Source organism: Micromonospora sp. WMMA1976 (genome assembly GCF_027497335.1).
Classification (GTDB): domain Bacteria; phylum Actinomycetota; class Actinomycetes; order Mycobacteriales; family Micromonosporaceae; genus Micromonospora; species Micromonospora aurantiaca.
The window spans coordinates 4,511,351-4,535,258 of sequence record NZ_CP114912.1 but is presented as its reverse complement, the minus strand read 5'-3'; the positions used below and the strand labels follow the sequence as shown (position 1 = coordinate 4,535,258).

The window sequence follows — 23,908 nt, the reverse complement described above, 5'->3', positions numbered from 1 at the left end:
CGCACACGACGAAGGGGGCGCGCGGCATGTCGCCGCGCGCCCCCTCGCCGTACGGGATCTACAGACCCAGCTCGGCCTCGAAGTTGCCGCCCTCCAGCCGCTGCTTCACAGCGGTGAGGAAGCGGGCCGCGTCGGCGCCGTCGATCAGCCGGTGGTCGTACGACATGGCCAGGTAGACCATCGACCGGATCGCGACGACCTCACCCAGCTCCGGGTCGTTGACCACGACCGGGCGCTTCACCACGGCACCCGTGCCGAGCATCGCCGACTGCGGCGACGGCACGATCGGGGTGTCGAACAGCGCGCCCCGGCTGCCGGTGTTGGTGATCGTGAAGGTCGCCCCGGCCATCTCGTCCGGAGTGATCTTGTTGGCCCGGGTGCGCTCGGCCAGATCGGCGATCCGCTTGGCGATGCCGCCCATGTTGAGGTCGCCGGCGTTGTGGATGACCGGCACGAGCAGGCCGCGCTCGGTGTCCACCGCGATGCCCAGGTGCTCGGCGGCCGGGTAGGTGATCGTGCCGCCGTCCAGGTCCATGCTGGCCTGGACGATCGGGTACGTCTGGAGCGCCTCGATCGCGGCCAGCGCGAAGAACGGCAGGAAGGACAGCTTCACGCCGTGCTTGGCCTGGAACGAGTCCTTGGCCCGCGCCCGCAGCTTGGCGACCTTGGTGACGTCGACCTCGACGACGGTGGTCAGCTGCGCCGTCTCGTGCAGCGACTGCTGCATCCGCTTGGCGATGGTGGCCCGGATGCGCGGCAGCTTCTCCGTGGTGCCCCGCTTGGCGCTCGGCTCCGGCTTGGCGGCCGGCTTTGCCGGGGCCTCGGTCTTGGCGGCCGGCGCGGCGGCGGCCGGCTCCGGCTTGGCGGCCTTCGCCTTCTCGGCCGCCTCCAGCACGTCCTGCTTGCGGATGCGACCACCCACGCCCGTGCCCTTGAGCGAGCCCAGGTCCACGCCGTGCTCGGCGGCGAGCTTGCGCACCAGCGGCGTCACGTACCCGGCGGAGTCCTCGCCGAACTCGGCCGGAACGCTCGGACGCTGCGCGGCGGCCGGCGCGGACGGCTGGGCTGCCGCCTCGGCCTTGGCCGGCTGCGCTGCCTTCTCCGCCTCAGCGGCCGGCTCGTTGTAGGACGCGCCCGGCGTCGGCTCCTCGACCTTCGGCTCCGGCTTCGGCTCGGGCTTCGCCTCGGCCTTGGGCTCCGGCTTGGGCTCGGGCTTCGGCTCCGCCTTCGCGGGGGCGGCACCGGCCACCCCGACGATCGCCAGCACGGCGCCGACGTCGGCGGTCTCGTCCTCGGCGACCTTGATCTCCTGCAGCGTGCCGGCGACCGGCGACGGGATCTCGGTGTCGACCTTGTCGGTGGAGACCTCCAGCAGCGGCTCGTCCACCTCGACGGTCTCGCCGACCTGCTTGAGCCAGCGGGTGACCGTACCCTCGGTGACGCTCTCGCCCAGGGCCGGCATGGTCACCGGCGTGCCCTCGCCCGACGACGCGGCGGGCTGGGCCGGCTCCTCGACGGCCGGCTGCTCGGCCTCGGCGCCCGGCTCGGCGGCGGCCTGCTCGGCCTCCTGCTCCGGCTCGGGGCCGGTGCCCTCGGCGGCGGCCGTCGGCTCGGTGGCCGGCTCGGCCTTCTCCGTGGGAGCCGCGCCCGCGTCCTCGCCCTCGCCGGCGATGACCGCCAGCTCGCTGCCGACCTCGGCGGTCTCGTCCTCGCCGACCACGATCCGGCTCAGCACGCCCGCCGCGGGGGACGGGATCTCGGTGTCGACCTTGTCGGTCGACACCTCGAGCAGGGGCTCGTCGACCTCGACGGTGTCACCCTCCTGCTTGAGCCAGCGCGTGACGGTGCCCTCGGTGACGCTCTCGCCGAGCCGGGGCATGGTGACCGATACCGGCATGTTCTCCAGACTCCTTCATTCCCCTGGTGGGATCATCGCCCGTCGCCGGACGCCGCGGTTGTCGTGTCAGGCGTGCGCGTGCAGCGGCTTGCCGGCCAGGGCCAGGTGCGCCTCGCCCAGAGCCTCGTTCTGCGTCGGGTGGGCGTGCACGAGCTGCGCCACCTCGGCCGGGTACGCCTCCCAGTTGTAGATGAGCTGCGCCTCGCCGATCAGCTCACCGACCCGGGCGCCGACCATGTGCACGCCGACCACCGGGCCGTCGTCCACCCGGACCAGCTTCACGTGGCCGGCGGTCTTGAGGATCTGGCTCTTGCCGTTGCCGCCCAGGTTGTAGTTGTAGGTCTTGATCTTGTCGGCGCCGTACTGCTCCTTGGCCTTCGCCTCGGTCAGGCCGACCGACGCCAGCTCCGGGTCGCAGTAGGTGACGCGCGGGATGCCGGCCTCGTCGATCACGGCCGGGTTCTTCCCGGCGATCTCCTCGGCGACGAAGATGCCCTGCTGGAAGCCGCGGTGCGCGAGCTGCAGGCCGGGCACGATGTCGCCGACCGCGTAGACGTTCGGCACGCTGGTGCGCAGCCGCTCGTCGGTCAGCACGTAGCCGCGGTCCATCTTGACGCCCTGCTCCTCGTAGCCGAGGCCGGCGGTGTTCGGGCCGCGGCCCACGGCGACCAGCAGCAGCTCGGCCTCGACCGTGTCGCCGCCCTGAATGGTCAGCTTCACGCCCTTGTCGGTCTTCTCGACCTTCTCGAACGGCTTGCCGACCTTGAAGTTGATCTTCCGCTTGCGGAATGCCCGCTCCAGCGCCTTCGACGACTCCTCGTCCTCGGCGGCGACCAGGCGGGGCAGCGCCTCGACGATGGTCACGTCCACGCCGAAGGACTTCCAGACGCTGGCGAACTCGACGCCGATCACGCCGCCGCCGAGGACGATCGCCGACGACGGGACGCGGTCCAGGGTCAGGGCGTGGTCGCTGGTGATGATCCGCTCACCGTCGACGTCCAGGCCGGGCAGGCTCTTCGCGTACGAGCCGGAGGCCAGCACGACGTTGCGGCCGGTGTAGCGCTTGCCGTCCACCTCGACGACGTTCTTGCCGACCAGCTTGCCCGCGCCGGCCACGAAGGTGATCTTCTTGCTGCTGCCCACCAGGCCCTGGAGACCCTTGTACAGGCGGGAGATCACGCCGTCCTTGTACGAGTTGACCGCCTTCATGTCGATGCCGACCAGTTCGGCCTTCACGCCGAACTGCTCGGACTCGCGGGTCTGGTCGGCGATCTCGGCGGCGTGCAGCAGCGCCTTGGTCGGGATGCACCCGTTGTGCAGGCAGGTCCCGCCCAGCTTGCTCTTCTCGATGAGGGCGACGGAGAGGTCCAGCTGGGCGGCACGCAGCGCCGCCGCGTAGCCGCCGCTACCACCTCCGAGGATGACGATGTCGAAGGTCGTGTCGTTCGGCTCGCTCACATCCAACTCCCAGGTCGCGTCACTGCATCGGGGGTTACGGCGGAGTAACAGGCACACCCCACCTCGGTCATCTTGTCACCACCACGGACCGAGCGCGTACCGAGGTGCCCAACGACACGTCGGTGACACGTACCCTTGGCACCGTCTTCGATGACGGCTTGGGGGAGGAGTGGATTCGGTGGGGCTGTTCCGACGACGCAAGCGGGCGGCCCCGGCGAGCCGCGACCGCGCCGCCGACCGCGCCGATCTGGACCATCTGGAGAACTTCGTCCGGACCCGCAAGGGCGTCGAGGCGTACATCGAGCCTCGTACGACTGTCACCGAGACCACGATCATGCTGATCGCCGACGACGGCGAGTGGACCCGGCGGCGTGTCGGCGGGCCGGACGAGGCCCGCCGCTGGGCGCACCGGATCGCCATTCCGATTTACGACGTGCGGCTGATGGGCTATCCGCAGCGCATGCGCGACTACAACGAGCGCCGCAAGCGCCGCCCCGAGCTGTACTGAGACCACGCGAAAGGGGCCCCCGGCGACGCCGGGAGCCCCTTGTCGTACACGTCGGTCAGCCGTTGGTGGCGACGTCCTCGACCAGGTGCACGAGCGTACGCACCGGCACGCCGGTGCCACCCTTGGTCCAGTAGCCGGTCGCCTCGCCCGAGTGGTAACCCGGACCGGCGATGTCGATGTGCGCCCACGCCACGTCGTCGGTGACGAACTCGCGCAGGAACACGCCGCCCTGCAGCATGTGCCCGGCCCGGTCCATCCCGGCGTTGACCTGCGAGATGTCCGCGACGTCCGACTCCATGCCCTTGCGCACGTCGTCCGGCAGCGGCATCGGCCAGGCCGGCTCGCCGGTCGCGTCACCTGCCACCCGTACCCGCTCGCACAGCTCCGGGGTGCCCATCACACCGGCGATCCGCTTGCCCAGCGCGATCACCTGGCCGCCGGTCAGCGTGGAGGTCTCGAACAGGTAGTCCGCGCCGTCCGCGCAGGCCCGCGCCATCGCGTCGGCCAGCACCATCCGGCCCTCGGCGTCGGTGTTGAGCACCTCCACCTTCTTGCCGTTGAACATGCTGATCACGTCGCCCGGCCGGTAGCTGGTGCCCGACGGCATGTTCTCCGCCATCGGCAGGTAGCCGGTGACGGTGACCGACGGCTTGAGCGCCGCGACCGCCAGCATGGCCGCGCCGACCGCCGCCGCGCCGGCCATGTCCGACTTCATCTCCCACATGCCCTGCGCCGGCTTGATCGAGATGCCGCCGGTGTCGAACGTGATGCCCTTGCCGACAAGCGCGACCCGCTTGCCGTTGCCGCCGCCGGCGGGCGTCCAGGTGAGCTTCACCAGCCGCGGCGGGGCCTCGGAGCCCTGTCCGACGGCGAGGATGCCGCCGTAGCCGCCGGCCTTCAGCGCCGCCTCGTCCAGCACCTCGACCTCCAGCCCCGCCTCGCGGGCGGCGGCGGAGACGACGTCGGCGAACGCCGGGGGACGCAGCTCGTTCGGCGCGGTGTTGACCCAGTCCCGGCTGGTCCGCACCGCGCCGGCCACGGCCTGCGCCCGCGCGATCTCGGCCTGGGCGGTCGCGTCCGCCGCGTCCGGCACCGCCACCAGCACCTCGGCCACCGGCTCACGCCGGGCCGGCTGCGGCTTGGTCTTGTAGCCGGCGAACCGGTAGCCGCCCAGCAGCGCGCCCTCGGCGACCGCGCGCAGCGCGGCCGGGGCGTCGGCGTCGTCGGGCAGCGGCAGGGCCAGCGCGACGCGCGGGGCTCCCGCCAGCGCCCGCACCGCGGCACCGGCGGCCCGGCGCAGCGACTCCGGCGCCGGAGCGGCGCCCGAGGGCTCGGGGCCGAGGCCGACGGCGACGACCAGCGGCGCGGTCACGGTGCCCAGCGTGGCCAGCTTGATCACCTCGCCCGGGCCACCTGTCGCGCCGAGCAGGGCCAGCGTCTCGGTCAGCTTTCCGTCGAACGCGGCGGCGATGCTCTCCCCGCCGGTGGCCAGCAGCAGGGCGTGGGCGGGTGCGCCGCTGCCCGGCTCGGTGGTCTGGCTGTGCACGCCGATCACGATCGCGTCGACGGCGAGTTCGGCGGGGTCGGTGTCGACCAGGCTGAGGGTGGTGCGGGGCGATGTCACGAAAGCTACTCCGGGCGGGCCGGGCCGGCCGCGTAGTCGCGTACCGGCGATGAAGGTCTCTCCGGCGGCAACCTACCCGCCGGGAGGCGTGGCTGTCCCGCCGATGCGTGCCGACGGGATCCCGCCGATGCTAACCACAGCGGTCCGGGCCGGTAAGTTGCCACCCATGACCGAGGTGACCTCCGACGCCGCCGAGACCCGGCTGCGCCGCTCCCCGCTGCACGAGCGGCACACCGCGCTCGGCGCGAAGTTCGCCCCCTTCGGGGGCTGGCAGATGCCGCTGGAGTACGCCGGTGGCGGCGTGCTCAAGGAGCACACGGCCGTCCGCGAGGGCGTCGGCGTGTTCGACGTCTCGCACCTGGGCAAGATCCGGGTCACCGGGCCGGGCGCGGCGGACTTCGTCAACGCCTGCCTCACCAACGACCTCGGCCGGATCGCCCCCGGCCAGGCGCAGTACACGCTCTGCTGCGACGACGCCACCGGCGGCGTGGTGGACGACATCATCGCCTACCTGCACGCCGACGACCACGTCTTCCTGATCCCCAACGCCGCGAACACCGCCGAGGTGGCCCGCCGGCTGCGCGCCGCCGCGCCCGCCGGCGTCACCGTCACCGACGAGCACGAGGCGTACGCGGTGCTCGCCGTCCAGGGACCGCGCTCGGCGGACCTGCTGGGCGCGCTCGGCCTGCCCACCGGCCACGACTACATGAGCTTCTCCACCGCCACGCTCGACGGGGTGGAGCTGACCGTGTGCCGCACCGGCTACACCGGCGAGCTGGGCTACGAGCTGGTCGTACCGGCCGAGCACGCGGTCGCCGTCTGGGACGCGCTCTTCGCCGCGGCAGGCGACGTACGCGCCTGCGGCCTGGCCGCCCGGGACACGCTGCGCACCGAGATGGGCTACCCGCTGCACGGGCAGGACCTGTCCCCGGAGATCACCCCGGTGCAGGGCCGCTCCGGCTGGGCGGTGGGCTGGGACAAGCCGGCGTTCTGGGGCCGCGACGCGCTGCGCGCCGAGAAGGCCGCCGGCCCGGCCCGTACGCTGCGCGGCCTCACCGCCGTCGACCGGGCCATCCCGCGCCCCGGCATGGCCGTGTACGCGGGCGACCGCCAGGTCGGCACCGTCACCAGCGGCACGTTCAGCCCGACGCTCAAGCACGGCGTCGCGCTGGCGCTGGTCGACACCGACCCGAAGCTTGCCGACGGCGACGAGCTGGAGGTGGACATCCGTGGCCGCCGCGCCCGGATGCGCCTGACCCGGCCGCCGTTCGTCAAGCCCTCGGTGCGCTGAGCCCCGAGGCGGACCCCCCTCGGTGCGCTGAGCCGCGCGGGTCAGTCCTCGCCGCGCTCCCCGGCGTCGAGGACTGCCTGCGTCCAGCCGCCCTCCAGCACGCCGGTGCCGTCCAGCACGGCCCAGTCGACGACGTCCGTCGCCTCCACCACCACCGGCGAGCCGATCCGCACGCTCGGGTCGGTGTTGGCGTCGCTGGCGCTGGCGCCGACGATCCGTTCCGGGGTGTCCCACGAGGTCACCCCGGCCCAGACGTACTCGGGGCCGTCGTCGCCGGGCAGGCCGTACTTGACCACGAGCTGGCTCTCCTCGGGCAGCCGCCCGGCCAGGAACCGGGCCCGGATGTCGCCGAGCGCCTCCCGGGCCGTCTCCACCGCGCGGCTCATCGCGTCGCCGGTGCGGGTGTAGCGCACGTCCGGCTGGATGCCGTTGAACAGCGTCGCGCAGGCGGCGGCGAAGTAGCGGCCGGGCGGACCCGGATGCCCGGGCGGCGGGTTCAGGCTCAGGAACGAGTCGGCGTCCGGGTCGGTGGCCGGGTCCAGCTCCAGCCGCAGCAGCACCGGTGCGGTCGCGCCGTGCTGCTCCGGATTGCCGTACGCCACGGCGATGTCGTGCCCGGTCACCGTGGCCAGCACCGGAAGCTGCACGAACGCCGGCACCTCCTCACCGGTGAGCCCGTCGGTCCAGTCCCGCAGCAGCCGCCGGGCCGCGCCGGTCATCACCGCGCCCCACGCCCGGGTCAGGTGGTCCGGCACGCCCTGGGCCTGCAACTCCAGCAGCCCGAACCGGCGCAGCCCCTTCGTGGTGAACCAGAGCCCGTCGGAGTCCGAGGAGTAGGGCACCAGCACCCAGTCGACGAGCCGGATCCGGCCCTGCTCGTCGGGCAGCGAGCGCAGCGCCGCCGCCGGGTCGAGGAATTGGAGCCCGAAGACGTCCACCACGTCCCCGCCGACGGTCTCGGCGACCGCGGCGGCCACCGCGCGGGCGGCCCACTCGTGCGCCGGCGGCCAGCCCGGCCGGTACTCGGCCTGCACCACCACGAGGTGGGTGGCGGCGGCCAGCCGGGCCAGCTGCTCCTCGGTGGCGCCGAACGCGGTGAGCAGGTCCGGCGGCAGCTCGGGGAACTCGTCGACGGTGCGGGTGTCCACCGTCATCAGCGGGCTGTCGAGCATCTGCCGGGCCAGCCCGTGCACCGGTTCGGCGAGCCGGCCGGCCAGCCCTTCCACTGCTGTCTTCGGGCTCACCTTCGGCAGCCCCGTGATCGGTACCAGGTACGTCGCGTCGAGCGACTCGGGCACCGGTACCGGCAGGAAGTCGTCCGTGATGAGCATGCCGTCCCCCTCGACCGCGCCGGTGCACTCGCCCCGAACGCTACCCGCCCGGACCGGTGGCGCTCAGCCGGTCAGCACCAGTCCCAGGTAGGACAGCGTGGTGACGATCTCCACGAGCGCCCCGAGCACGTCGCCGGTGATGCCGCCGAAGCGGCGTACCAGGTGCCGCAGCAGCCCGGCCGCGACGGCGAGCGCGGCGAGGACGGCGAGCGGACCCTGCCACGGACGGTCCGGCACCGCGGGCACCGCCGCCAGCGCGACGGCGACCGCGCCGAGCGCCGGCGCGGCCCACCCGACGGTGCCGGCGACGAGCGCGCCCAGGCCCTCCGGCCGGGCCGCCGGCACGCCGCGCCGGCAGGCCAGGCCCACGGCGAGCCGCCCGGCCGCGGTGGCCGCGACCACGGCGGCGAACGCGGCGAGGGCGTCCCGGCCGGCCAGCTCCGCGAGCACCGCGCTCTGCAGCAGGAGTACGACCACCAGCGCGACCACCCCGAACGGGCCGACGTCCGGCTGCTTCATGATCTCCAGCGCGGCCGGACCACGCCGGTACGAGCCGAGCGCGTCCACGGTGTCGGCCAGCCCGTCCAGGTGCAGGCCCCGGGTGAGCAGCGCGCCCAGCCCCACGGTGACCACTGCGGCGACGAGCGGTGGCGCGAGCGCCCCGGTGAGCAGCAGCACCCCGCCGAGTACGGCGCCGAGCAGCGCCCCGACCAGCGGCGCGAGCGCCATCGCGGTACCGGCGGCGGCCCGGTCGACCCGGCCGGCGCGTACCGGGAGGGTGGTGAACGTGGTGAACGCCAGCCGGATGCCGTCGGCGAGCCGCGCCTCAGTCGGCACGTCGGCCGGGGAAGACCGGCTCGTCGGACCCGATCGTGGTCGGTCCCGGCCCGGCCGGCTCCGGCTCGGTGAAGTCCGGTTCGGCCCCGCCGCCGGTCCAGTCGTCGTCGCCGGTGGGCTCGCCGATACCGGGGCTGGTGCGGTCGCCGACGGCGTCGTCGGTGTCGCTGTCGCCGGGGCCGCCCAGCGACGGGTGCACCGGCAGCGTGGCGGCGAGCGTCAGCGCGGAGCGCAGCAGCGGCAGCGCGGCCAGCGCGGTCGCCCCCTCGCCCAGGTCGAGCCGCAGGTCCACCAGCGGCGTCAGGCCGAGCACGTCGGCGGCGAGCCGCACGCCCGGACGGCCGCCGTGGTCGGGCAGCAGGCACCAGTGCCGCGCCTGCCCGGCCAGGTCGCGGCTGACCATCGCGGCGGCGGTGCCGACTGGCCCGTCCAGCAGTACCGGCACCTTGCGGGCGGTGGCGCCCAGCAGCACGCCGGTGGCCAGCGCGATGTCGCCGCCGCCCAGCTCGGCCAGCACGTCCTTGGCCTCCCGGGCGGAGCGCCGGGTGCGGTGCAGCGCGTCCCGCACCGCCGCGCAGCGGACCATCCAGGCGGTGTCGTCGATCTCGCCCTGCTCGGTGATCACCCGGCCGAGCACCGTCGGCGGCTCCGCGCCGGCGGTGGCCGCGAGCACCGCCGCGGCGGCGGCCTCGGCGCCCGCGCCGCACGCGGCGAGCACCAGTAGCTGCACCCCGGCGTCGGCGGCCTGCTCGGCGAGCCGCCAGCCGTAGCGCAGCGCCGCCTCGACCTCGTCGGCGGGCAGGGCGGGGCCGTCCTCCATCGGCGCCGAGACGGGCGCCTCGACGATCTGCAGGCCGGCCCGGTTCTCGGCGGCGAGCCGGGCCAGCGCGCCCCGGCCGGCCCGGGCCTGCCGGGCACGGCGGGCCGACTCACCGGGCGTCGCGCCGGCCGACGCGCCGCCCTCGTGGTCGCCCTGGATCAGCAGTACGCGCACCGAGTCCCACGGACGCGGCGTGGAGGTGCCCTGGGTGGCGGCGGCGAAGCCGACCACCTGCTCCAGCACGCCGAGACCGGCACCGGGGATGTCGAGGGTGGCGAGCCGGTCGACCGCCTGCGGTCCGGTGTAGTCGTCGGGCATCGGCAGTTCCATGCCCGGCTGGATCACCAGGCCGGTGGCGATCATCGGCAACGCCATCGTGGGTGCGGCCCAGTCGCCCGTACTCGACGAGTCGTGTGCGGCCGGGGCGGGCACCGGGGCGGCGGCGGGGGTGAGCACCTCGGGCAGCGTCACGTCCCCGGCGCCGAAGTCGGCCCGGCCGGACGTGGTCCGGGAGGGCGCGGTCTCGGGCGCTGCGGTCTGGGCCGGCGTGGCCTCGGGGGCCCCGGCCCAGGGCGCCGGGGCGTGGCCGCGATCTGTCCTGGGCGTCGTGGCGCGGCCCGGCTCGGCCTCGGGCGACGTGGCGGCGGGCGGCACGGCGTGCGCGGGGGCCGGGGTGGCCGGCTTCAGCCAGGCGGTCTGACCGGCGACGACGAGCGCGACCGCGTCGCAGGCGTCGGCGACCGCGCGGTTCGTGGCGCCCAGCGCGTCGGTGAACGCCCGGCCCAGCGGCGTGGTGGGCACCAGCGACAGGCCCACCTCGGGGCTGACCAGCACCAGCCGGGCCGTGCTGGACCGCACCGCCCCGGCCAGCTCGGCGATCGTCGCGGTGTCGTCAGCGGGCTGGTGGGCCGGGTCGAGCAGCACTGTCACCCAGCCGCCCAGATCGTCCACGAGCAGCGTCTCGTTCGGCCCGGCGGCGGCGATCACCTCGACCAGCCGGCCCGGGTCCGCAGCGGTCTCCTCGGTGCTCCAGCTCCCCGGCCGCCGGGCGCGGTGCGCCGCGAGGCGGGTCGCCCACTCGGTGTCCTCCGGATCGCCGGCCGGGGCGGTGGCCACGTACCGGACCGTGGGCGCGTCGGCGACCAGTGACTCGGCGAACTCGGACTTGCCGGAGCGGATACCGCCGAGCACCAGGAGGGTGTGCCACCCGTCAACGGACATGCCCGTACCTTAGTTCGCCCGCCCGCGTTCCGGGCAGCTCGCCCCTCCCCACCCCCGCCCCGCCCGCGCCCCACCCTCTCCCCGCCCGCGCCCCACCCTCTCCCCGCCCGCGCCCCACCCTCTCCCCGCCGCCGATCTTGCACTTGCGGCCCCCGGGATGCCGGGAATGACCGCTCTGCCGGGGCACCAACCGCAAGATCGACGGTGCGGTGGGCGGGGCAGGTCGGCATGATCCATGTGGTGACGGGCCGTCGTCGGCGGGGCCGACTAGGCTTGCGGAGGTTTGGCGTCCCACGGGACGACGGCGGCGAGGGGAGACGCGGCATGGCGTGGAGCTGGCGGTACGAGGGCACGAACGGCGACGCGGCCGACGGGCCGGCCGAGTCGTTCACGAGCCAGGCGGACGCCGAGTCGTGGATCGGCCAGACCTGGCGGGAGCTCGCGGCATCCGGCGTCACCACGGTCGTGCTGGTCGAGGACGACCGGGTGGACTACCGGATGAGCCTGCAACCCCCGGCCGAATGACGGGCTACGACCGCCCGGGCGAGCCGCTGATCCTCGGCGTGCCCCGGGCGGCGTTCCGGCCCAGCCCGATCTTCCTGGCCCTGGTGGCGCTGTTCGTCGCCGCCGGGGTGATGACGTGGAACCGGTACGGCAACGTCGGCTTCGACGTGTTCCTCTTCGTCGTGTCCGGCTGGCTGGTCTCGCTGTGCCTGCACGAGTACGCGCACGCCGTGGTCGCGTACCGGTCCGGTGACCGGGACATCGCGCACCGCGGCTACCTCACGCTGAACCCACTGAAGTACACCAGCCCGCTGCTGTCGATCGTCCTGCCGGTGGTCGTGGTGCTGCTCGGCGGCATCGGCCTGCCCGGCGGCGCGGTCTGGGTGGACCGGCACGCGATCCCCGGCCGGCTGCGGCACACGCTGGTCAGCCTGGCCGGTCCGGCGACCAACGTGCTGTTCACGCTGGTGCTGGTCGCGGCGGTGGCGTGGGGGCCGGAGCTGGGCGGGCCGCTGGAGTTCTGGGCCGGCGTCGGGCTGCTCGCGTTCCTCCAGCTCACCGCCAGCGTGCTCAACCTGCTGCCGGTGCCCGGTCTGGACGGCGGCAACATGCTCCAGCCCTGGCTCAGCCCCGCCTACCGGCGGATGTACGACCTGTTCGCCCCGTACGGCTTCATTCTGCTCTTCGCGCTGCTGTGGAGCCCGCAGATCAACCGGGCGTTCTTCGGCGCGGTCTTCGCCGTCGGCGACGCGCTCGGCCTGCCGCGCGAGCTGTACCAGATCGGCTACGCCCTGATCCGCTTCTGGGAGTAGCCGGCCCGGTCGTTCCCGGGCCGGTGCGAGCCGGCCCGGGAACGACGCGAGGTCACGGGCGCTGAGCCGGGCTCTCGGTCTTCGCCGGGTCCCGCTCGGTGACCGGCTCGACGATCTCGTCGATCGCCTTGAGCAGGTCGGCGTCGAGCTTCACGCCCGCCGCCTTCACGTTGTCGTGCACCTGCTCCGGCCGGGACGCGCCGATGATCGCCGACGAGACGTTCGGGTTCTGCAGCACCCAGGCGACGGCGAGCTGCGGCATGGTCAGCCCGGCCTGCTCGGCCAGCGGCTTGAGCCGCTGCACCCGGGTGAGCACCTCGTCGGTCATGAACCGGGCGATGAACCCGGCGCCGGACTTCTCGTCGGTGGCGCGCGAACCGGCGGGCGGCGGCTGTCCCGGCAGGTACTTGCCGGACAGCACACCCTGGGCCATCGGCGACCAGACGATCTGGCCGATGCCCAGCTCCTCGCTGGTGGGGACCACCTCGGTCTCGATGACCCGCCACAGCATCGAGTACTGCGGCTGGTTCGAGATCAGCGGGATGCGCAGCTCACGGGCCAGCGCGTGCGCCTCACGCAGCTGGGACGCCTTCCACTCGGAGACGCCGATGTAGTGCGCCTTGCCGGAGCGTACGACGTCGGCGAAGGCCTCCATCGTCTCCTCCAGCGGGGTGCTGTAGTCGTAGCGGTGAGCCTGGTACAGGTCCACGTGGTCGGTCTGGAGGCGACGCAGCGAGCCGTCGATCGACTCCATGATGTGCTTGCGGGACAGCCCCCGGTCGTTGCGGCCGGGACCGGTCGGCCAGTAGACCTTGGTGAAGATCTCCAGCCCTTCGCGACGCTCGCCCTTGAGCGCGCGGCCGAGCACCGACTCGGCGCGGGTGCCCGCGTACACGTCGGCGGTGTCGAAGGTGGTGATGCCGCTGTCGATCGCGGCGCGGACGCACGCGACCGCCGCGTCCTCCTCGACCTGCGAGCCGTGGGTGATCCAGTTGCCGTACGAGATCTCGCTGACCATAAGGCCGGAACGGCCCAGGTGACGGAATTCCATGCTCCCGACCCTAGACCTGCCCCGGTCAGAGCACCGGGCTGGCGTCGGCGAGCAGCCGGTCGATCTCCGCGACCACCGCCGTGCGCCCCGGGTGCACCGGGTCGATGAGCGGCTCGCCGCGCCGGTCCAGCGCGCCCCACCGGCCCGACTCGGCGGCGACCAGGAACGCCACCGGGTGCACCACCACCGTCGGGTACGCCGGTGGCACCACCACCCGGCCGGTCCGGTCCACCACGCCCCGGCGGCCGGCCAGCTCGACCACCGCCAGTCCGTCGGCGGTGAACCCGTCGACCTCACGCCCGTCCGCGAGCGGCGTGCCGAGACGGTGGTAGCGGGTCGGCACCACCACCTCGCCGGTCAGGTCCACCGCGCCCCAGCCGCCGTTCTGCCGTACCGCCGCCAGGCCGTTGCGGAACGGCCTGGCCTCCTCGTACCCGGGCGGGATCTTCACGATGTTCATCCGGTCGACGGCCATCCACCGGCTCTTGCCGTCCATCGACACCCAGGACAGCCCGTCCGAGAAGGGCACCACCGCCCGGTAGCCGTTGTTCGCCTCGATCAGCGCCGCGCCGGACGGGTCGATCAGCGCCCACCGGGACGCCTCCGGCCGCCGTACCCAGGCCAGTCCCTCGTGGAACGGCTGCGCCTCGGCGTACCGGTGCGCGATGACCATCTCGCCGTCGGCGTCCGCGTACCCCCAGAGCTCCTGCTCCTCGTCGAACGTCGGCATCGGCGGACGCGGCGTGCCGAGCACCTCCTCGGGCCGGCGCGGCGCGGGCCCGAAGCCGTCGGCGGCGGCCCGCGTCGCGACCGCGTCCAGCGCGACCTCGACCCGGGCGTTGAGCTGCGCGTCCTCGCCGTGACGCAGGTCCAGCGCCCGCTCGAAGTGCAGGCACGCCTCGGTCAGCCGGCCCTGGTCGAAGCAGCACCGCCCGGCGTGCTCGTGCAGCAGCGCGCGCAGCCGGTCCGGCAGCTCCGGCGAGTTGGCCTCGGCGAAGAGCCGGTCCGCCTCCGCGTGGTCGCCCCGCCACCGCAGCGCCTCGGCGAGACGCGCGCGGGCCAGCGCGGTCCGCCGGAACTCGCCGGTGGCCTCCGCGTACGTGACGGCCAGCCGCGCGTCCCCGAGCGCGTCGTCCAGGTCACCGAGGATCCGCGACGCCACCGCGCGCAGGCTGAGCAGCCGGGCCCGGCTGCGGTTGTCGAGTGTGGTGTCCAGCTTGCCGGTGAGCCCGTCCCGGATCACCCGCAGGTGCGCCGGGTCGGGGGCCCGCTCGCGCAGCGTCAGCGGATCCAGTTCCCAGCCGACCGCCGCGAGGGCCTGCTCCGGGTCGACGGAAGGCGGCGGTTCGGCGTCCGCCGCCGGTTCGGCGCCGTCGTGGGCTCCGACTTCGGGGGTACGCGGATCCTGCGCGTCGCCTTCGTCTTCGCCGTTGGTGTGCTCGGCGCTGCCGGCGTGTTCGGCGTCGTGCTCGGTGCCGGCCGGGGTCGGTTCGGTGTCTTCGGCCTGTGCTTGCGCCTGTTGCGGGAGCGCGGCGGCGGTGGCGTCCGCATCAGCGGCCGTGGCGACCGGCTCCGGGGTGGACGGTGTGGGCGGGGAGTGGCCGGTGCCGTCGGCCGCCGCTGGTTCCTGGGCTGTGCGGTCGGCGATGGTCTCCCGCGTCGTCTCGTCGGCAGTGGTCTCCGGTGCCGCGCCGTCCTGCCGGGCCTCGGTGGTGCCGGAGGTGGCGACATCGTTCGGATTGCGCTCCGGCGGAGGGCTGGACTGCTCGGGTGCCGTAGCAATCGCGTCGTGCGGCTCGGGCTCGGCAGGCGGGCCGTCGGGTGCGGGGACGCTGGTGTCCGCCGTCGTCGGCTCGGCCGGCGGCGGGGTGATCGGCGCGGGCACGGGTTCGGCCGGTGGGCCGGTGGTCGTTGTGGCATCGGCCGGTGCGCCGGCAGTTGACGCGGTAGCTCCTCCGGACCGGGCACGGCGGGCATCGGCGTCGTCCAGGGCGGACGCGGTGACGACCGGTGCGGGGTCCGGCGCCGGTTCAGGCGCGGGTGTGGGTGCGGTCGAGTCGGCAGTGGACGCCGGTGCTGGAGGCACCACGGCATCGAGTTCCGGAGACTTCCTACCGTCCGCTGTGTTCGTCTCCGCCGAAGCCTCCGCCGGCACGATCGACTCCTGGCCGGCTAGAGATCTTGGTACGAAAGGGCCCCCAGAGGGGCCGAAATCGTCCAAGATCTCCGGCTTCGGAGCTTCGGCGGGCTGGTTCGGGCGGAACCATGCCTCGGCGCCGGGAGACGGCGGAGGTGTCTTCTCCGCCGGTCGGCCGTTCTCCGACGGCTTGTCACTCCGGCCGGAGGACGCCTCGGCTCCGAGCCGGTCCGCGCCCTGTGCGGGCCGGGTGTCGGCGTCGGCTTCCGGAGAGACGATGTCCGTAGTGGACGCGGCTTTCACGTCCGCTTCGGCATCGGGCCGGCCTCCGTCTGAGCGGGACTCGGGCCGGGTGACTGCACCGGCCTGCCGGTCGCCGTCCTCGACCGGGACGTGCACATCGGTCTCGGGCTGGCCGGTGCCGGCGGTCGGCGTGGCCTGGGTGACCGTCCGGGGCTGCGTCGTCTCGGCGTGCGCGTCGACCGCCCGACGGTCGGTGTCCGTGCCAGGCGTAGTCGGGGTGCCGGGCGAGGTTCGGGGACGCGGGTCGGCTACCGGGCGATCGGCCCTCATGTCCGGGACCGCGCGGGCGCTCGTGTCGGGCGTCGCGCCGGAGTACGCGCCGGATCCCGGACCGCCAGTGCCTGTCCCGGTGCCCGTGCCCGTCCCCGTCCCGGTGCCCGTGGCCGGCTCGGGTCGGGTGCCCACTCCGGGGGTCGCTCCGGCGTCGGCTTCGAGGCGGTCGGCGTCCGTGTGCGGAACGGGACGGGCGCTCGTGCCTGCCGTGGGCCGAGCCGCCTGTGCTTCCGGTTCGGCGGGGCGCGGCGCCGGTTCGGCGGGGCGCGGCGCCGGTTCGGCGGGGCGCGGCGCCGGTTCGGCGGGGCGCGTCTGTGGGACAACCGGTGGTGGCGCGGTCGGACCGGCCTGGGCGGGGCCCGGATAGGTGGGCGGCGCGGGACGAGCCGGCGTGGCCTGGGTCGGCTGGGCGGGACCGGCCGGAGGAAGTCCCTGACGTTCCTCGGTCCGGCCCGGCGCCGGCGTCCGGTGCTGCTCGTCCGAACCGGCTGGTGGCACGGGCCGCAGCGGGGCCGGGCCGGTCGACGGCGAGCCGTCGCCGGGGCGCGCGGGCGTACGCGGTGCCGACAGTGGATCCGGTACCGCCGGGGCAGGGCGGGCACGGTCGTCGGAACGCGCGGCCGCCTGGTCCGGGGTGTCCGGACGGCGCTCGTCGGGCCGTACCGGCCACTGCTGCGGCCGGGACTCGGAACGCGCGGCGACCTCGCCCGGCCGGTGACGGTCCTGCTCCGGCTGCGACCGCCCGGTCTCGGGGCGGGTCGGGGCGGTGGGCGGCCGGGTGGCGTGGGTACGCGGACCGGTGCCGTCGGGCTGCGCGCCCGTACCGGCAGGCCGAGCGTCGCGTGGGTCCGGACGGACGGGACCGTCCTGCCCGGGACGCCGCGCGTCGGGGCGTGGACCGTCGGCGGGCGGCATCGGGTGCCGGGGCGGTACGGGCCGCTCCGCGGGTGGGCGGTGCCGCTCGTCCGGCCGGTACGCGTCGGGCTCCGGCCGGGGGCGGGGCTCGATGACGGGCCACTCGCCCTGGTGCGGGCGCGGCCGACGCTGGTCGGCGCCCGGTCGCGCCGGGGCGGACGCTTGCGGGTCGGCCGGGCGGTATCCCTGCGCGCCGTACCGGTCGGGCTCGCTCTGCGGCGCGGGCCGCCCGTTCCCGGGTGCCCGGCGCTGGGTCTCTGGGTACGCGGCGGCCTCGCGGCCCGGCGCACGGTCGTCCCACCGGCCACCGGCCGGGTCGCGCCGGTCCGCCGGGAGACGTGGGCCGGGCTCGCGCCAGCCGTCACGCGTGGACTCGCGCCGGCCGTCGTGGCCCGAACCGCCCCAACCAGGGCCGCCGTGGCCCGGCTCGCTCCAGCCTGGTTCGCGCCGGCCGTCACGAGCCGGATCGGCCCAGCCCGGTTCGCGCCGACCCGGCTCGACCCGGCCGGCAGCGCTGCGCTCCGAGGGCGGCACGGCCTCGTCCCGCCCCTCCACGCCGGGACCGCGCCCCCCACGGGCGGGATCGACCTGTGACGGCTCCGGGAAGGGGCCGCGACGCCCGTCGGGCAGGGGACCGCCACGCGCGGCGGGGGAGTGGTCACGACGAGCGTCGGGCGCCTTGCCCCACCGGTCGCCGGAAGCCGCCGGACGGCCGTCGGCCGGGGTGCGCCCGCCGTCCGCCGGGCGATCGGCCCGGTGCGGAGCCTCGTTCGGCTCCGGCATCCAGCCCGGCTGGGCGACCCGACGGGGCGGGCCGTCGGGGTGTACCCAGCGTTGGTCGAGCCGCTCCGGCGGCGGACCGGGACGGTGGGGCCGGCGGCCGTCCGCGCCGGGGCCGTCCGGATGCCCGCGCCGCTCGTCCGGCCCCGCGGCGCGCTGCCCGCCGGGACCGGCGGAACCGATCGGGTACGCCCCGCGCGAGGCACCCGGCCCGTCCAGGTACGTGCCGCGTGGTCCCGCCGATCCGTCCGAGTGCCCGCCGCGCGGTACCGCATTGTTCGGGTGCGCGCCGCCTGGACCTGCCGGTCCGTCCGGGTGCGCGCCGCGTGGCCCGGCGGGGCTTGTCGGGTGCACGCCGGGCGGGACCGCGGGACTGATCGGGTACGCCTCGCGCGGCGCCGCCGGACTGGTCGGGTACGCGCCGTGCGGACCGGCCGGGCTGACCGGGTACGCGTCCGGGCCCGCGCGGTGCGCCTCGCGCGGGCCGGCCGGGCTGACCGGGTCCGCCCACCGTGGACGAGCGGAGCCGGTCGGAGACGCATCGCGCGGACCGGCACCGACGGGGTGTGCGCCGCGCGGACCGGCCGGACTGACCGGCTCACCGCCGCGCGGGGCGGCCGGGCTGACCGGATGACCACCGGCCGGACTCACCGGGCGCCCGCCCTCGTACCCGGAGGGCCGGGAACCGGCGGGACTCACCGGGTACGTCTCCTCGTCCGGCGCGGGACTGACCGGGCGTACCTCGGCCCGGCCGATCACGGCGCGCGGACGCGGCGTCAGGTTCTCGATGCCGATGTCACCCGGGTAGCGCTGCCCGGGGAACTGCGGCTGCCACTCGTGGGTGGGCTCGGCGGCCCAGGCCGGTTCGGCCGGCTCGCGCCAGCTCCCCCAGCCGCTCATCGGCAACCCCTCCGGCCGCTCGCGCGGGACGGCCCCGGGGCCGGCTCGCGTCGCTCGCTCACGGCGGTGTCACCTCATTGGAAATTCTCGCGCTGGGGCGCCGGACGTGCCGGTACAGTCGCCCGGTCCAGCACGTCATGGCTGCGGAAGGAGGGTAACGGCGTGGGCTCGGTCACCGCCACTGTGGCACCACCCACCGGCGCACACGTTACCCCATGGTTTCGGACATTCGGCGCGATCGCGGCGGCCGGGTTCCGGCGGCACGCGACCTACCGTCAGGCCGCCCTGGCGGGGTTGTGCACCAACACCGTGTTCGGCTTCCTGCGGTGCTACATCTTCCTCGCGGCGACGGGTGCGGCGGGCACCGTGGCCGGCTACGACAGGGCGCAGCTCGCCACGTTCGTCTGGGCCGGCCAGGGTCTGCTGGCGGTGATCGCGATCTGGGGCTGGACCGATCTGGCCGACCGGATCCGTACCGGCGAGGTCGCCGCCGACCTGTTGCGGCCGGTGCATCCGGTGACCAGCTACCTCGCCACCGACCTGGGCCGGGCCGGGTTCGCGTCGCTGGCCCGGCTGGTGCCGCCGCTGGTGGTCGGCCCGTTCTTCTTCGCCGTGTACGTACCCCGGCACTGGGCCACGGTGCCGCTGTTCCTGCTCTCCGCGCTGCTCGCGGTGGTGGTCTGCTTCGGCTGCCGCTACCTGGTCAACGCGACCGCGTACTGGTTGCAGGACGTCCGGGGCCCGATGATCCTGTGGACGCTCGGTTCGGGCGTGCTGGCCGGGCTCTACTTCCCGCTCGGGTTCCTGCCCGGCCCGCTGGAGGCGGTCCTGCGGTACGGCACCCCCTTCCCCAGCATCCTCCAGGTGCCGCTGGACGTGCTCGTCGAGCGGGAGCCGATGGCCACCGGTCTCACCCTGGTCGGGGTGCAGGCCGGCTGGGCGGTGCTGCTGCTGGCGCTGTGCCGGCTGGTGCAGCGCCGAGCCGAGCGCCGCCTGGTGGTCCAGGGTGGCTGAGCGCGGCAGCGCCCCCAGGGTGGCTGAGCGCGGCAGCGCCCCCAGGGTGGCTGAGCGCGGCAGCGCGCCCAGGGTGGCTGACCTGGCTGAACTGCGCGCGTACCGGGCGCTGCTCGGTGCGCAGGCGCGCTCGCAGGCCGCGTACCGCACGTCGTTCGTGGTGGACCTGGTCGGCAACGTGGGCGCCACCGTGTTCGACGTGGTCACCGTCCTGGTGATCTTCGGCGTGACGCGGGAGCTGGGCGGCTTCACGCTGCGCGAGACGCTCGTCGTGGTCGGCCTGTCGTCGTGCGGCTTCGCCACCGCCGACCTGCTGGTCGGCAACATCGAACGGCTTCCCCGGTACGTGCGCACCGGCCTCTTCGACGCGGTGCTGGTCCGCCCGCTCGGGGCGCTGCCGCAACTGCTGCTGATGGATCTGCCGCTGCGCAAGCTGTCCCGGGCCGTGTTCGGGCTCGCCGTGCTGCTGTTCGCGCTCATCTCGGCCGGCATCGACTGGACGCCGGGGCGGATCGCGCTGGCGGTGGTCGCCCCGGCGGCCGCGGTGGTCTTCTTCGGCTCGGTCTTCGTGCTGACCGCGACCGTGTCGTTCTACTGGGTCGACTCGGGCGAGCTGGCGAACGCGGTCACCTACGGCGGGCGCGACTTCACCTCGTACCCGGTCACCGTGTACGGCGGGTGGTTCCGCGCGCTGTTCGCGTACGGGATGGGGTTCGCCTTCGTCAGTTACCACCCGGCGCTGGCGCTGCTGGGCCGCGCCGACCCGCTCGGCCTGCCGCAGTGGACGGGCTGGGCCGCGCCGGGCGTCGCGGTGGTCGCCGCGGCGCTGGCCGCCCTGGCCTGGCGCGTCGGGGTCCGTCACTACCGGAGTACGGGGTCATGAGCGTCATCGAGATGGACGGCCTGCGCAAGGAGTTCACGGTCCGGGTGAAGGCCGGTCCGCTGCGGCGCGAGAAGCGGACGGTGACCGCCGTCGACGGGGTCGACCTGCGGGTGGAGCGCGGCGAGATGCTCGGCTACATCGGCCCGAACGGCGCCGGGAAGTCGACCACGCTGAAGATGCTCACCGGTGTGCTGACGCCGTCGTCCGGGCGGGCCCGGGTGTGCGGGCTACGCCCGGTGGCCGACCGGACCCGGTTGGCGCTGCGTATCGGGGTGGTGTTCGGGCAGCGCTCGCAGCTCTGGTGGGACCTGCCGCTGCGGGACTCGTTCGACCTGCTGCGGCACGTCTACCGGGTGCCGGCCGGCGAGCACGCGGCCCGGCTGGCCCGCTGCCGGGACCTGCTCGACCTGGACGGGTTCCTGGACACTCCGGTCCGGCAGCTCTCGCTGGGTCAGCGGATGCGCGGTGAGCTGACCGCGGCGCTGCTGCACGGCCCGGAGGTGTTGTTCCTGGACGAGCCGACGATCGGCCTGGACGTGGTCAGCAAGCAGGCGGTACGCGGTTTCCTGGCCGAGCTGGGCCGGGCCGGGGACACCACGCTCGTGCTGACCACGCACGACCTGGCCGACATCGAGCGGCTGTGCCGGCGGCTCGTGGTGATCGACCACGGGCGGGTGGTGCACGACGGGTCGATCGCGGAGCTGCACCGCCGGTACGGCTCGCGCCGGATGGTGGTCGCCGAGCTGGACGCGGCGCTGCCCGAGCCGCCGGTGCTGCCCGGCGCGCCGGTGCAGCGGGTGGAGGCGGACGGGCGGCGGCTGGTCTTCGCGCTGGAACGGGCGAGCGTCGCCGAGGTGGTGGCCGGGCTGGCCGGCCTGACCACGCTGCGGGACATCTCGATCGTGGAGCCGGACATCGAGGAGGTGGTGACCCGGCTCTATCGGGCGCCGGCCGCGGTCACGGGTGCTCCATGACGAGTACGGCGAAGGTGCCCGGGGCCAGCGCCTCGTAGCGGTGCGGGGTGTCGCCCGGGAAGGTGGCGTAGTCGCCCGGTTCCAGCTCGACCAGGTCGCTCTCGGGGCCCACGCGCATCCGCCCGGCGGCTACCACGACGTGCTCGACGCTGCGCGGGGTGTGCGCCTCGGCGATCCGTACCGCGCCGGGTTCCAGCTCCATCACGTAGACGTCCCGGCGGGCGTGCGGCGCTCCGGCGGCGAGCAGGGTGGCCGAGAAGTCGGCGTGCTCGGAGCGGATCCGGGGCCCCTGCCCGGCCCGGACCACCCGGACGGCGGCGGTGGGTGGTTCGACCAGGCGGCTGAACGGTACGTCGAGCGCCACGCCGAGCGCCCAGAGCGTCTCGACGCTGGGGTTGCCGGACCCGGACTCCAGCTGGGACAGGGTGGACTTGGCGATGCCGGCGCGGCGGGCCAGTTCGGTGAGCGACAGCCCCGCCCGCTCGCGCTCGCGGCGCAGCGCGGCGGCGATGGTGGCGAGTGGGGGAGCGGGGTCGATCGCCATGTGTTCGCTCCATCGGTCGTTTTGTTCGGTTTGACGAACCAGCGGGCTCCCGTTCAGGATAATGGACATGCGTACGGCAGATCGAACGGGCGACGCCCGGGTGCTCCGCGACGTCGCCGCCATCGGCGCGGCGATGTTCGCCGTGGGCGCCTCGTTCGGTGCCGTGGCGGTGGCCGCCGGCCTGCCCGTCTGGGCCACGCTCGCCATGTCCGCTGTCGTCTACGCCGGTGGCGCCCAGTTCATGGCCGTCGGGCTCGTCGCGGCCGGCAGCCCGTTCGCTGCGGTCCTCGCCGGCCTGCTCCTCAACGCCCGGCACCTGCCGTTCGGCCTGGCCCTCGGCGGTGCGCTCGGCACCCGGCGCGCGCAGCGGCTGCTCGGCAGCCACCTGATGACCGACGAGGCGACCGCGTTCGCGCTGGCCCGCCCGGCCGGTCCGCAGCGGCGGCGGGCGTTCTGGCTCGCCGGGGTGCTGCTGTTCCTGGCCTGGAACGCCGGCACCGCGCTCGGCGTGCTCGCCGGTGGCGCGGCCGGCGACCCGGCAACGCTGGGACTCGATGCCGCGTTCCCCGCGGGGCTGGCCGCCCTGCTGCTGCCCAGCCTGCGCGACCGGGAGACCCGCCGGGTGGCGGTCCTCGGCGCCGGCCTGGCCGTGCTGGCCACCCCGCTGCTGCCGGCCGGGCTGCCGGTGCTGCTCGCGCTCGCCGCGCTGGTCCTGCCGCTGCTGGCCCGCCGCCGCCCACCCGCTTCGCCGGCCGCCGACCCGAACCCCGCGTCCGCCGACCGGTCCGTCGTGCCGTCCGACCCGGACGCCGCGCCGGGCGGCGGTCCCGTCGCCGTGCCGGACGCGGCCGGCGGCGGACCGGTGGACGACGGCGGGGCTCGGCGGAGTGCGCGGGCCGGGGAGGTCTCGTGCTGATCGCCGTGATCCTGGCGCTGGCCGCCGGCACCTACGGTTTCCGGGTCGCCGGGGTGCTGCTGCGGGACCGGCTGGACCTGCCCGAGTGGTCCCGTCACCTGCTGCCGGTCGGCGCCGCCACGTTGCTGGCCGCGCTCGCCGCCACCGCGGCGCTCACCGAGGCCGGCGGCTTCGCCGGTTACGCCCGGCCCGCCGGGGTGCTGGTCGGCCTGGTGCTCGCCTGGCGGCGGGCGCCGTTCGTGCTGGTCGTGGTCGCGGCGGCGGCCACCACCGCGGTGCTGCGCCTGCTCGGCGTGGCCTGACGCCGGGTCAGACCTTGTCGCCGATGTTCACCCGGGGCGCGGGAGCGCGCATCCGGCGGAACGTGATCGACCGCATGATCGCGTAGAAGTAGAGCGAGCCGAGCTTCTCGGTGCTCTTCGGGAAGCGCTCGCGGACCAGCCGCTTGATCTTCCGGGAGATCAGGATCGAGTCGATCAGCACGCCGAGTGCCAGCGCGCCCCAGAGCACGTTCGACAGCAGCCGCACGATCGGCGGCATGGCCTGGTTGGAGCCGAACAGCACGATCAGCGCGCCGCCGAAGAACCAGGTGCCGATCGTACGGCGGGAGTCGACCACGTTGCGGGCCAGCAGCCGCTCGGGGCCGCGGTCACGCGGGCCGCCCTCGCGGCGGAACTCGGCGGCGGCCTCGGCGCGGGCGGCGCGGCGCTGCGCGCGGGCCTCCTCCTTGGTCAGCGGCTTCGCCGGCGCGGTCGGCCGGCGACCGGCGACCGGGCGCTTCGGCGTGACCTGCCCGAGTTCCTTCTTGCTGGGCGTGTAGCCCCGGGGGCGGGCGGCGGACTCCTCGTCGGTCGTCACCGTGGTGACGGACTCCTCGACGAGGTCGGCGGGCTTGCGGCGAAACAGCGACGGCAC

19 protein-coding genes are annotated in these 23,908 nt (G+C 75.0%); 9 read left to right on the top strand and 10 right to left on the bottom strand.

From position 1 onward, the window contains the following. Window positions 1–58: 58 nt before the first annotated feature. Window positions 59–1,897 (bottom strand): 2-oxoglutarate dehydrogenase, E2 component, dihydrolipoamide succinyltransferase, encoded by a 1,839-nt coding sequence (gene sucB / locus O7546_RS20675; RefSeq protein ID WP_194801135.1) that lies wholly within the window; start codon window positions 1,895–1,897, stop codon window positions 59–61. A 66-nt stretch (window positions 1,898–1,963) separates the two neighbouring features. After that, the gene (gene lpdA, locus O7546_RS20670) at window positions 1,964–3,355 is read right to left on the bottom strand and encodes a dihydrolipoyl dehydrogenase (protein ID WP_269697387.1); all 1,392 of its coding nucleotides are present in this window, start codon (window positions 3,353–3,355) and stop codon (window positions 1,964–1,966) included. Window positions 3,356–3,533: 178 nt separating this feature from the next. Between lpdA and O7546_RS20665 the strand changes: the two genes are divergently transcribed. Next, on the top strand, window positions 3,534–3,863 hold the full coding sequence (locus O7546_RS20665) for a hypothetical protein (RefSeq protein WP_064448299.1): 330 nt from the start codon (window positions 3,534–3,536) through the stop codon (window positions 3,861–3,863). A 55-nt stretch (window positions 3,864–3,918) separates the two neighbouring features. Here the strand turns inward: O7546_RS20665 and O7546_RS20660 are convergent, their stop codons facing one another. After that, window positions 3,919–5,487, bottom strand: a complete 1,569-nt coding sequence (locus tag O7546_RS20660; protein ID WP_194801137.1) for a leucyl aminopeptidase — start codon at window positions 5,485–5,487, stop codon at window positions 3,919–3,921. A gap of 166 nt (window positions 5,488–5,653) precedes the next feature. Here O7546_RS20660 and gcvT point away from each other — a divergent pair, with 166 nt between their 5' ends. Beyond that, window positions 5,654–6,778, top strand: coding sequence for a glycine cleavage system aminomethyltransferase GcvT (gene gcvT / locus O7546_RS20655; RefSeq protein WP_269697386.1), 1,125 nt, complete (start codon window positions 5,654–5,656; stop codon window positions 6,776–6,778). Between the two features lie 41 nt (window positions 6,779–6,819). Here gcvT and O7546_RS20650 read toward each other — a convergent pair whose 3' ends face one another. The 3 genes from O7546_RS20650 to O7546_RS20640 all read right to left on the bottom strand — a co-directional run bounded on the left by O7546_RS20650 (window position 6,820) and on the right by O7546_RS20640 (window position 10,987). After that, on the bottom strand, window positions 6,820–8,109 hold the full coding sequence (locus tag O7546_RS20650) for a DUF2314 domain-containing protein (RefSeq protein ID WP_194801139.1): 1,290 nt from the start codon (window positions 8,107–8,109) through the stop codon (window positions 6,820–6,822). 63 nt (window positions 8,110–8,172) lie between these two features. Further along, entirely contained in the window at window positions 8,173–8,946 is a 774-nt protein-coding gene (gene cobS, locus O7546_RS20645; RefSeq protein WP_269697385.1) for an adenosylcobinamide-GDP ribazoletransferase, read from the bottom strand. Continuing rightward, window positions 8,936–10,987: a bifunctional adenosylcobinamide kinase/adenosylcobinamide-phosphate guanylyltransferase gene (locus O7546_RS20640; protein WP_194801141.1), complete on the bottom strand. Its 2,052-nt coding sequence runs from the start codon at window positions 10,985–10,987 to the stop codon at window positions 8,936–8,938. The genes cobS and O7546_RS20640 overlap by 11 nt, the downstream gene beginning before the upstream one ends. A gap of 324 nt (window positions 10,988–11,311) precedes the next feature. Between O7546_RS20640 and O7546_RS20635 the strand changes: the two genes are divergently transcribed. Together O7546_RS20635 and O7546_RS20630 are read left to right on the top strand one after the other, a co-directional pair. After that, complete coding sequence (locus O7546_RS20635; protein WP_194801142.1) at window positions 11,312–11,512, top strand: hypothetical protein; 201 nt, start codon at window positions 11,312–11,314, stop codon at window positions 11,510–11,512. Further along, the gene (locus O7546_RS20630; protein WP_135241362.1) at window positions 11,509–12,303 is read left to right on the top strand and encodes a site-2 protease family protein; all 795 of its coding nucleotides are present in this window, start codon (window positions 11,509–11,511) and stop codon (window positions 12,301–12,303) included. The genes O7546_RS20635 and O7546_RS20630 overlap by 4 nt, the downstream gene beginning before the upstream one ends. Before the next feature lie 52 nt (window positions 12,304–12,355). On the opposite strand, the gene O7546_RS20625 is transcribed toward O7546_RS20630, so the two are convergent. Then, the gene (locus O7546_RS20625; RefSeq protein ID WP_269697383.1) at window positions 12,356–13,354 is read right to left on the bottom strand and encodes an aldo/keto reductase family protein; all 999 of its coding nucleotides are present in this window, start codon (window positions 13,352–13,354) and stop codon (window positions 12,356–12,358) included. A gap of 25 nt (window positions 13,355–13,379) precedes the next feature. After that, the gene (locus tag O7546_RS20620) at window positions 13,380–15,239 is read right to left on the bottom strand and encodes a WG repeat-containing protein (RefSeq protein WP_281599956.1); all 1,860 of its coding nucleotides are present in this window, start codon (window positions 15,237–15,239) and stop codon (window positions 13,380–13,382) included. A gap of 3,585 nt (window positions 15,240–18,824) precedes the next feature. Between O7546_RS20620 and O7546_RS20615 the strand changes: the two genes are divergently transcribed. From O7546_RS20615 to O7546_RS20605, 3 genes are all read left to right on the top strand, one after another. Beyond that, window positions 18,825–19,676, top strand: a complete 852-nt coding sequence (locus tag O7546_RS20615) for an ABC-2 family transporter protein (RefSeq protein WP_281599955.1) — start codon at window positions 18,825–18,827, stop codon at window positions 19,674–19,676. A gap of 82 nt (window positions 19,677–19,758) precedes the next feature. Then, the gene (locus O7546_RS20610) at window positions 19,759–20,559 is read left to right on the top strand and encodes an ABC-2 family transporter protein (protein ID WP_194801295.1); all 801 of its coding nucleotides are present in this window, start codon (window positions 19,759–19,761) and stop codon (window positions 20,557–20,559) included. Beyond that, complete coding sequence (locus tag O7546_RS20605; protein WP_194801147.1) at window positions 20,556–21,533, top strand: ATP-binding cassette domain-containing protein; 978 nt, start codon at window positions 20,556–20,558, stop codon at window positions 21,531–21,533. The genes O7546_RS20610 and O7546_RS20605 overlap by 4 nt, the downstream gene beginning before the upstream one ends. Here O7546_RS20605 and O7546_RS20600 read toward each other — a convergent pair. Beyond that, the gene (locus O7546_RS20600; RefSeq protein ID WP_194801148.1) at window positions 21,517–22,077 is read right to left on the bottom strand and encodes an XRE family transcriptional regulator; all 561 of its coding nucleotides are present in this window, start codon (window positions 22,075–22,077) and stop codon (window positions 21,517–21,519) included. The genes O7546_RS20605 and O7546_RS20600 overlap by 17 nt on opposite strands. 67 nt (window positions 22,078–22,144) lie before the next feature. On the opposite strand from O7546_RS20600, the gene O7546_RS20595 reads away from it, so the two are divergent. Both O7546_RS20595 and O7546_RS20590 read left to right on the top strand, forming a co-directional pair. Then, the gene (locus tag O7546_RS20595; protein WP_228532185.1) at window positions 22,145–22,993 is read left to right on the top strand and encodes an AzlC family ABC transporter permease; all 849 of its coding nucleotides are present in this window, start codon (window positions 22,145–22,147) and stop codon (window positions 22,991–22,993) included. Next, entirely contained in the window at window positions 22,987–23,295 is a 309-nt protein-coding gene (locus O7546_RS20590; protein ID WP_194801149.1) for an AzlD domain-containing protein, read from the top strand. The genes O7546_RS20595 and O7546_RS20590 overlap by 7 nt, the downstream gene beginning before the upstream one ends. Window positions 23,296–23,302: 7 nt before the next feature. On the opposite strand, the gene O7546_RS20585 is transcribed toward O7546_RS20590, so the two are convergent. Then, complete coding sequence (locus tag O7546_RS20585; RefSeq protein WP_194801150.1) at window positions 23,303–23,908, bottom strand: DUF3043 domain-containing protein; 606 nt, start codon at window positions 23,906–23,908, stop codon at window positions 23,303–23,305.

What these genes read in the sequence shown, in the direction of transcription:
- sucB (WP_194801135.1), bottom strand. Translation starts at nt 1,897, where the DNA reads ATGCCGGTATCGGTCACCATGCCCCGGCTCGGCGAGAGCGTCACCGAG.
- gcvT (WP_269697386.1), top strand. Translation starts at nt 5,654, where the DNA reads ATGACCGAGGTGACCTCCGACGCCGCCGAGACCCGGCTGCGCCGCTCC.
- O7546_RS20650 (WP_194801139.1), bottom strand. Translation starts at nt 8,109, where the DNA reads ATGCTCATCACGGACGACTTCCTGCCGGTACCGGTGCCCGAGTCGCTC.
- O7546_RS20640 (WP_194801141.1), bottom strand. Translation starts at nt 10,987, where the DNA reads ATGTCCGTTGACGGGTGGCACACCCTCCTGGTGCTCGGCGGTATCCGC.
- O7546_RS20635 (WP_194801142.1), top strand. Translation starts at nt 11,312, where the DNA reads ATGGCGTGGAGCTGGCGGTACGAGGGCACGAACGGCGACGCGGCCGAC.
- O7546_RS20630 (WP_135241362.1), top strand. Translation starts at nt 11,509, where the DNA reads ATGACGGGCTACGACCGCCCGGGCGAGCCGCTGATCCTCGGCGTGCCC.
- O7546_RS20625 (WP_269697383.1), bottom strand. Translation starts at nt 13,354, where the DNA reads ATGGAATTCCGTCACCTGGGCCGTTCCGGCCTTATGGTCAGCGAGATC.
- O7546_RS20605 (WP_194801147.1), top strand. Translation starts at nt 20,556, where the DNA reads ATGAGCGTCATCGAGATGGACGGCCTGCGCAAGGAGTTCACGGTCCGG.
- O7546_RS20600 (WP_194801148.1), bottom strand. Translation starts at nt 22,077, where the DNA reads ATGGCGATCGACCCCGCTCCCCCACTCGCCACCATCGCCGCCGCGCTG.
- O7546_RS20595 (WP_228532185.1), top strand. Translation starts at nt 22,145, where the DNA reads ATGCGTACGGCAGATCGAACGGGCGACGCCCGGGTGCTCCGCGACGTC.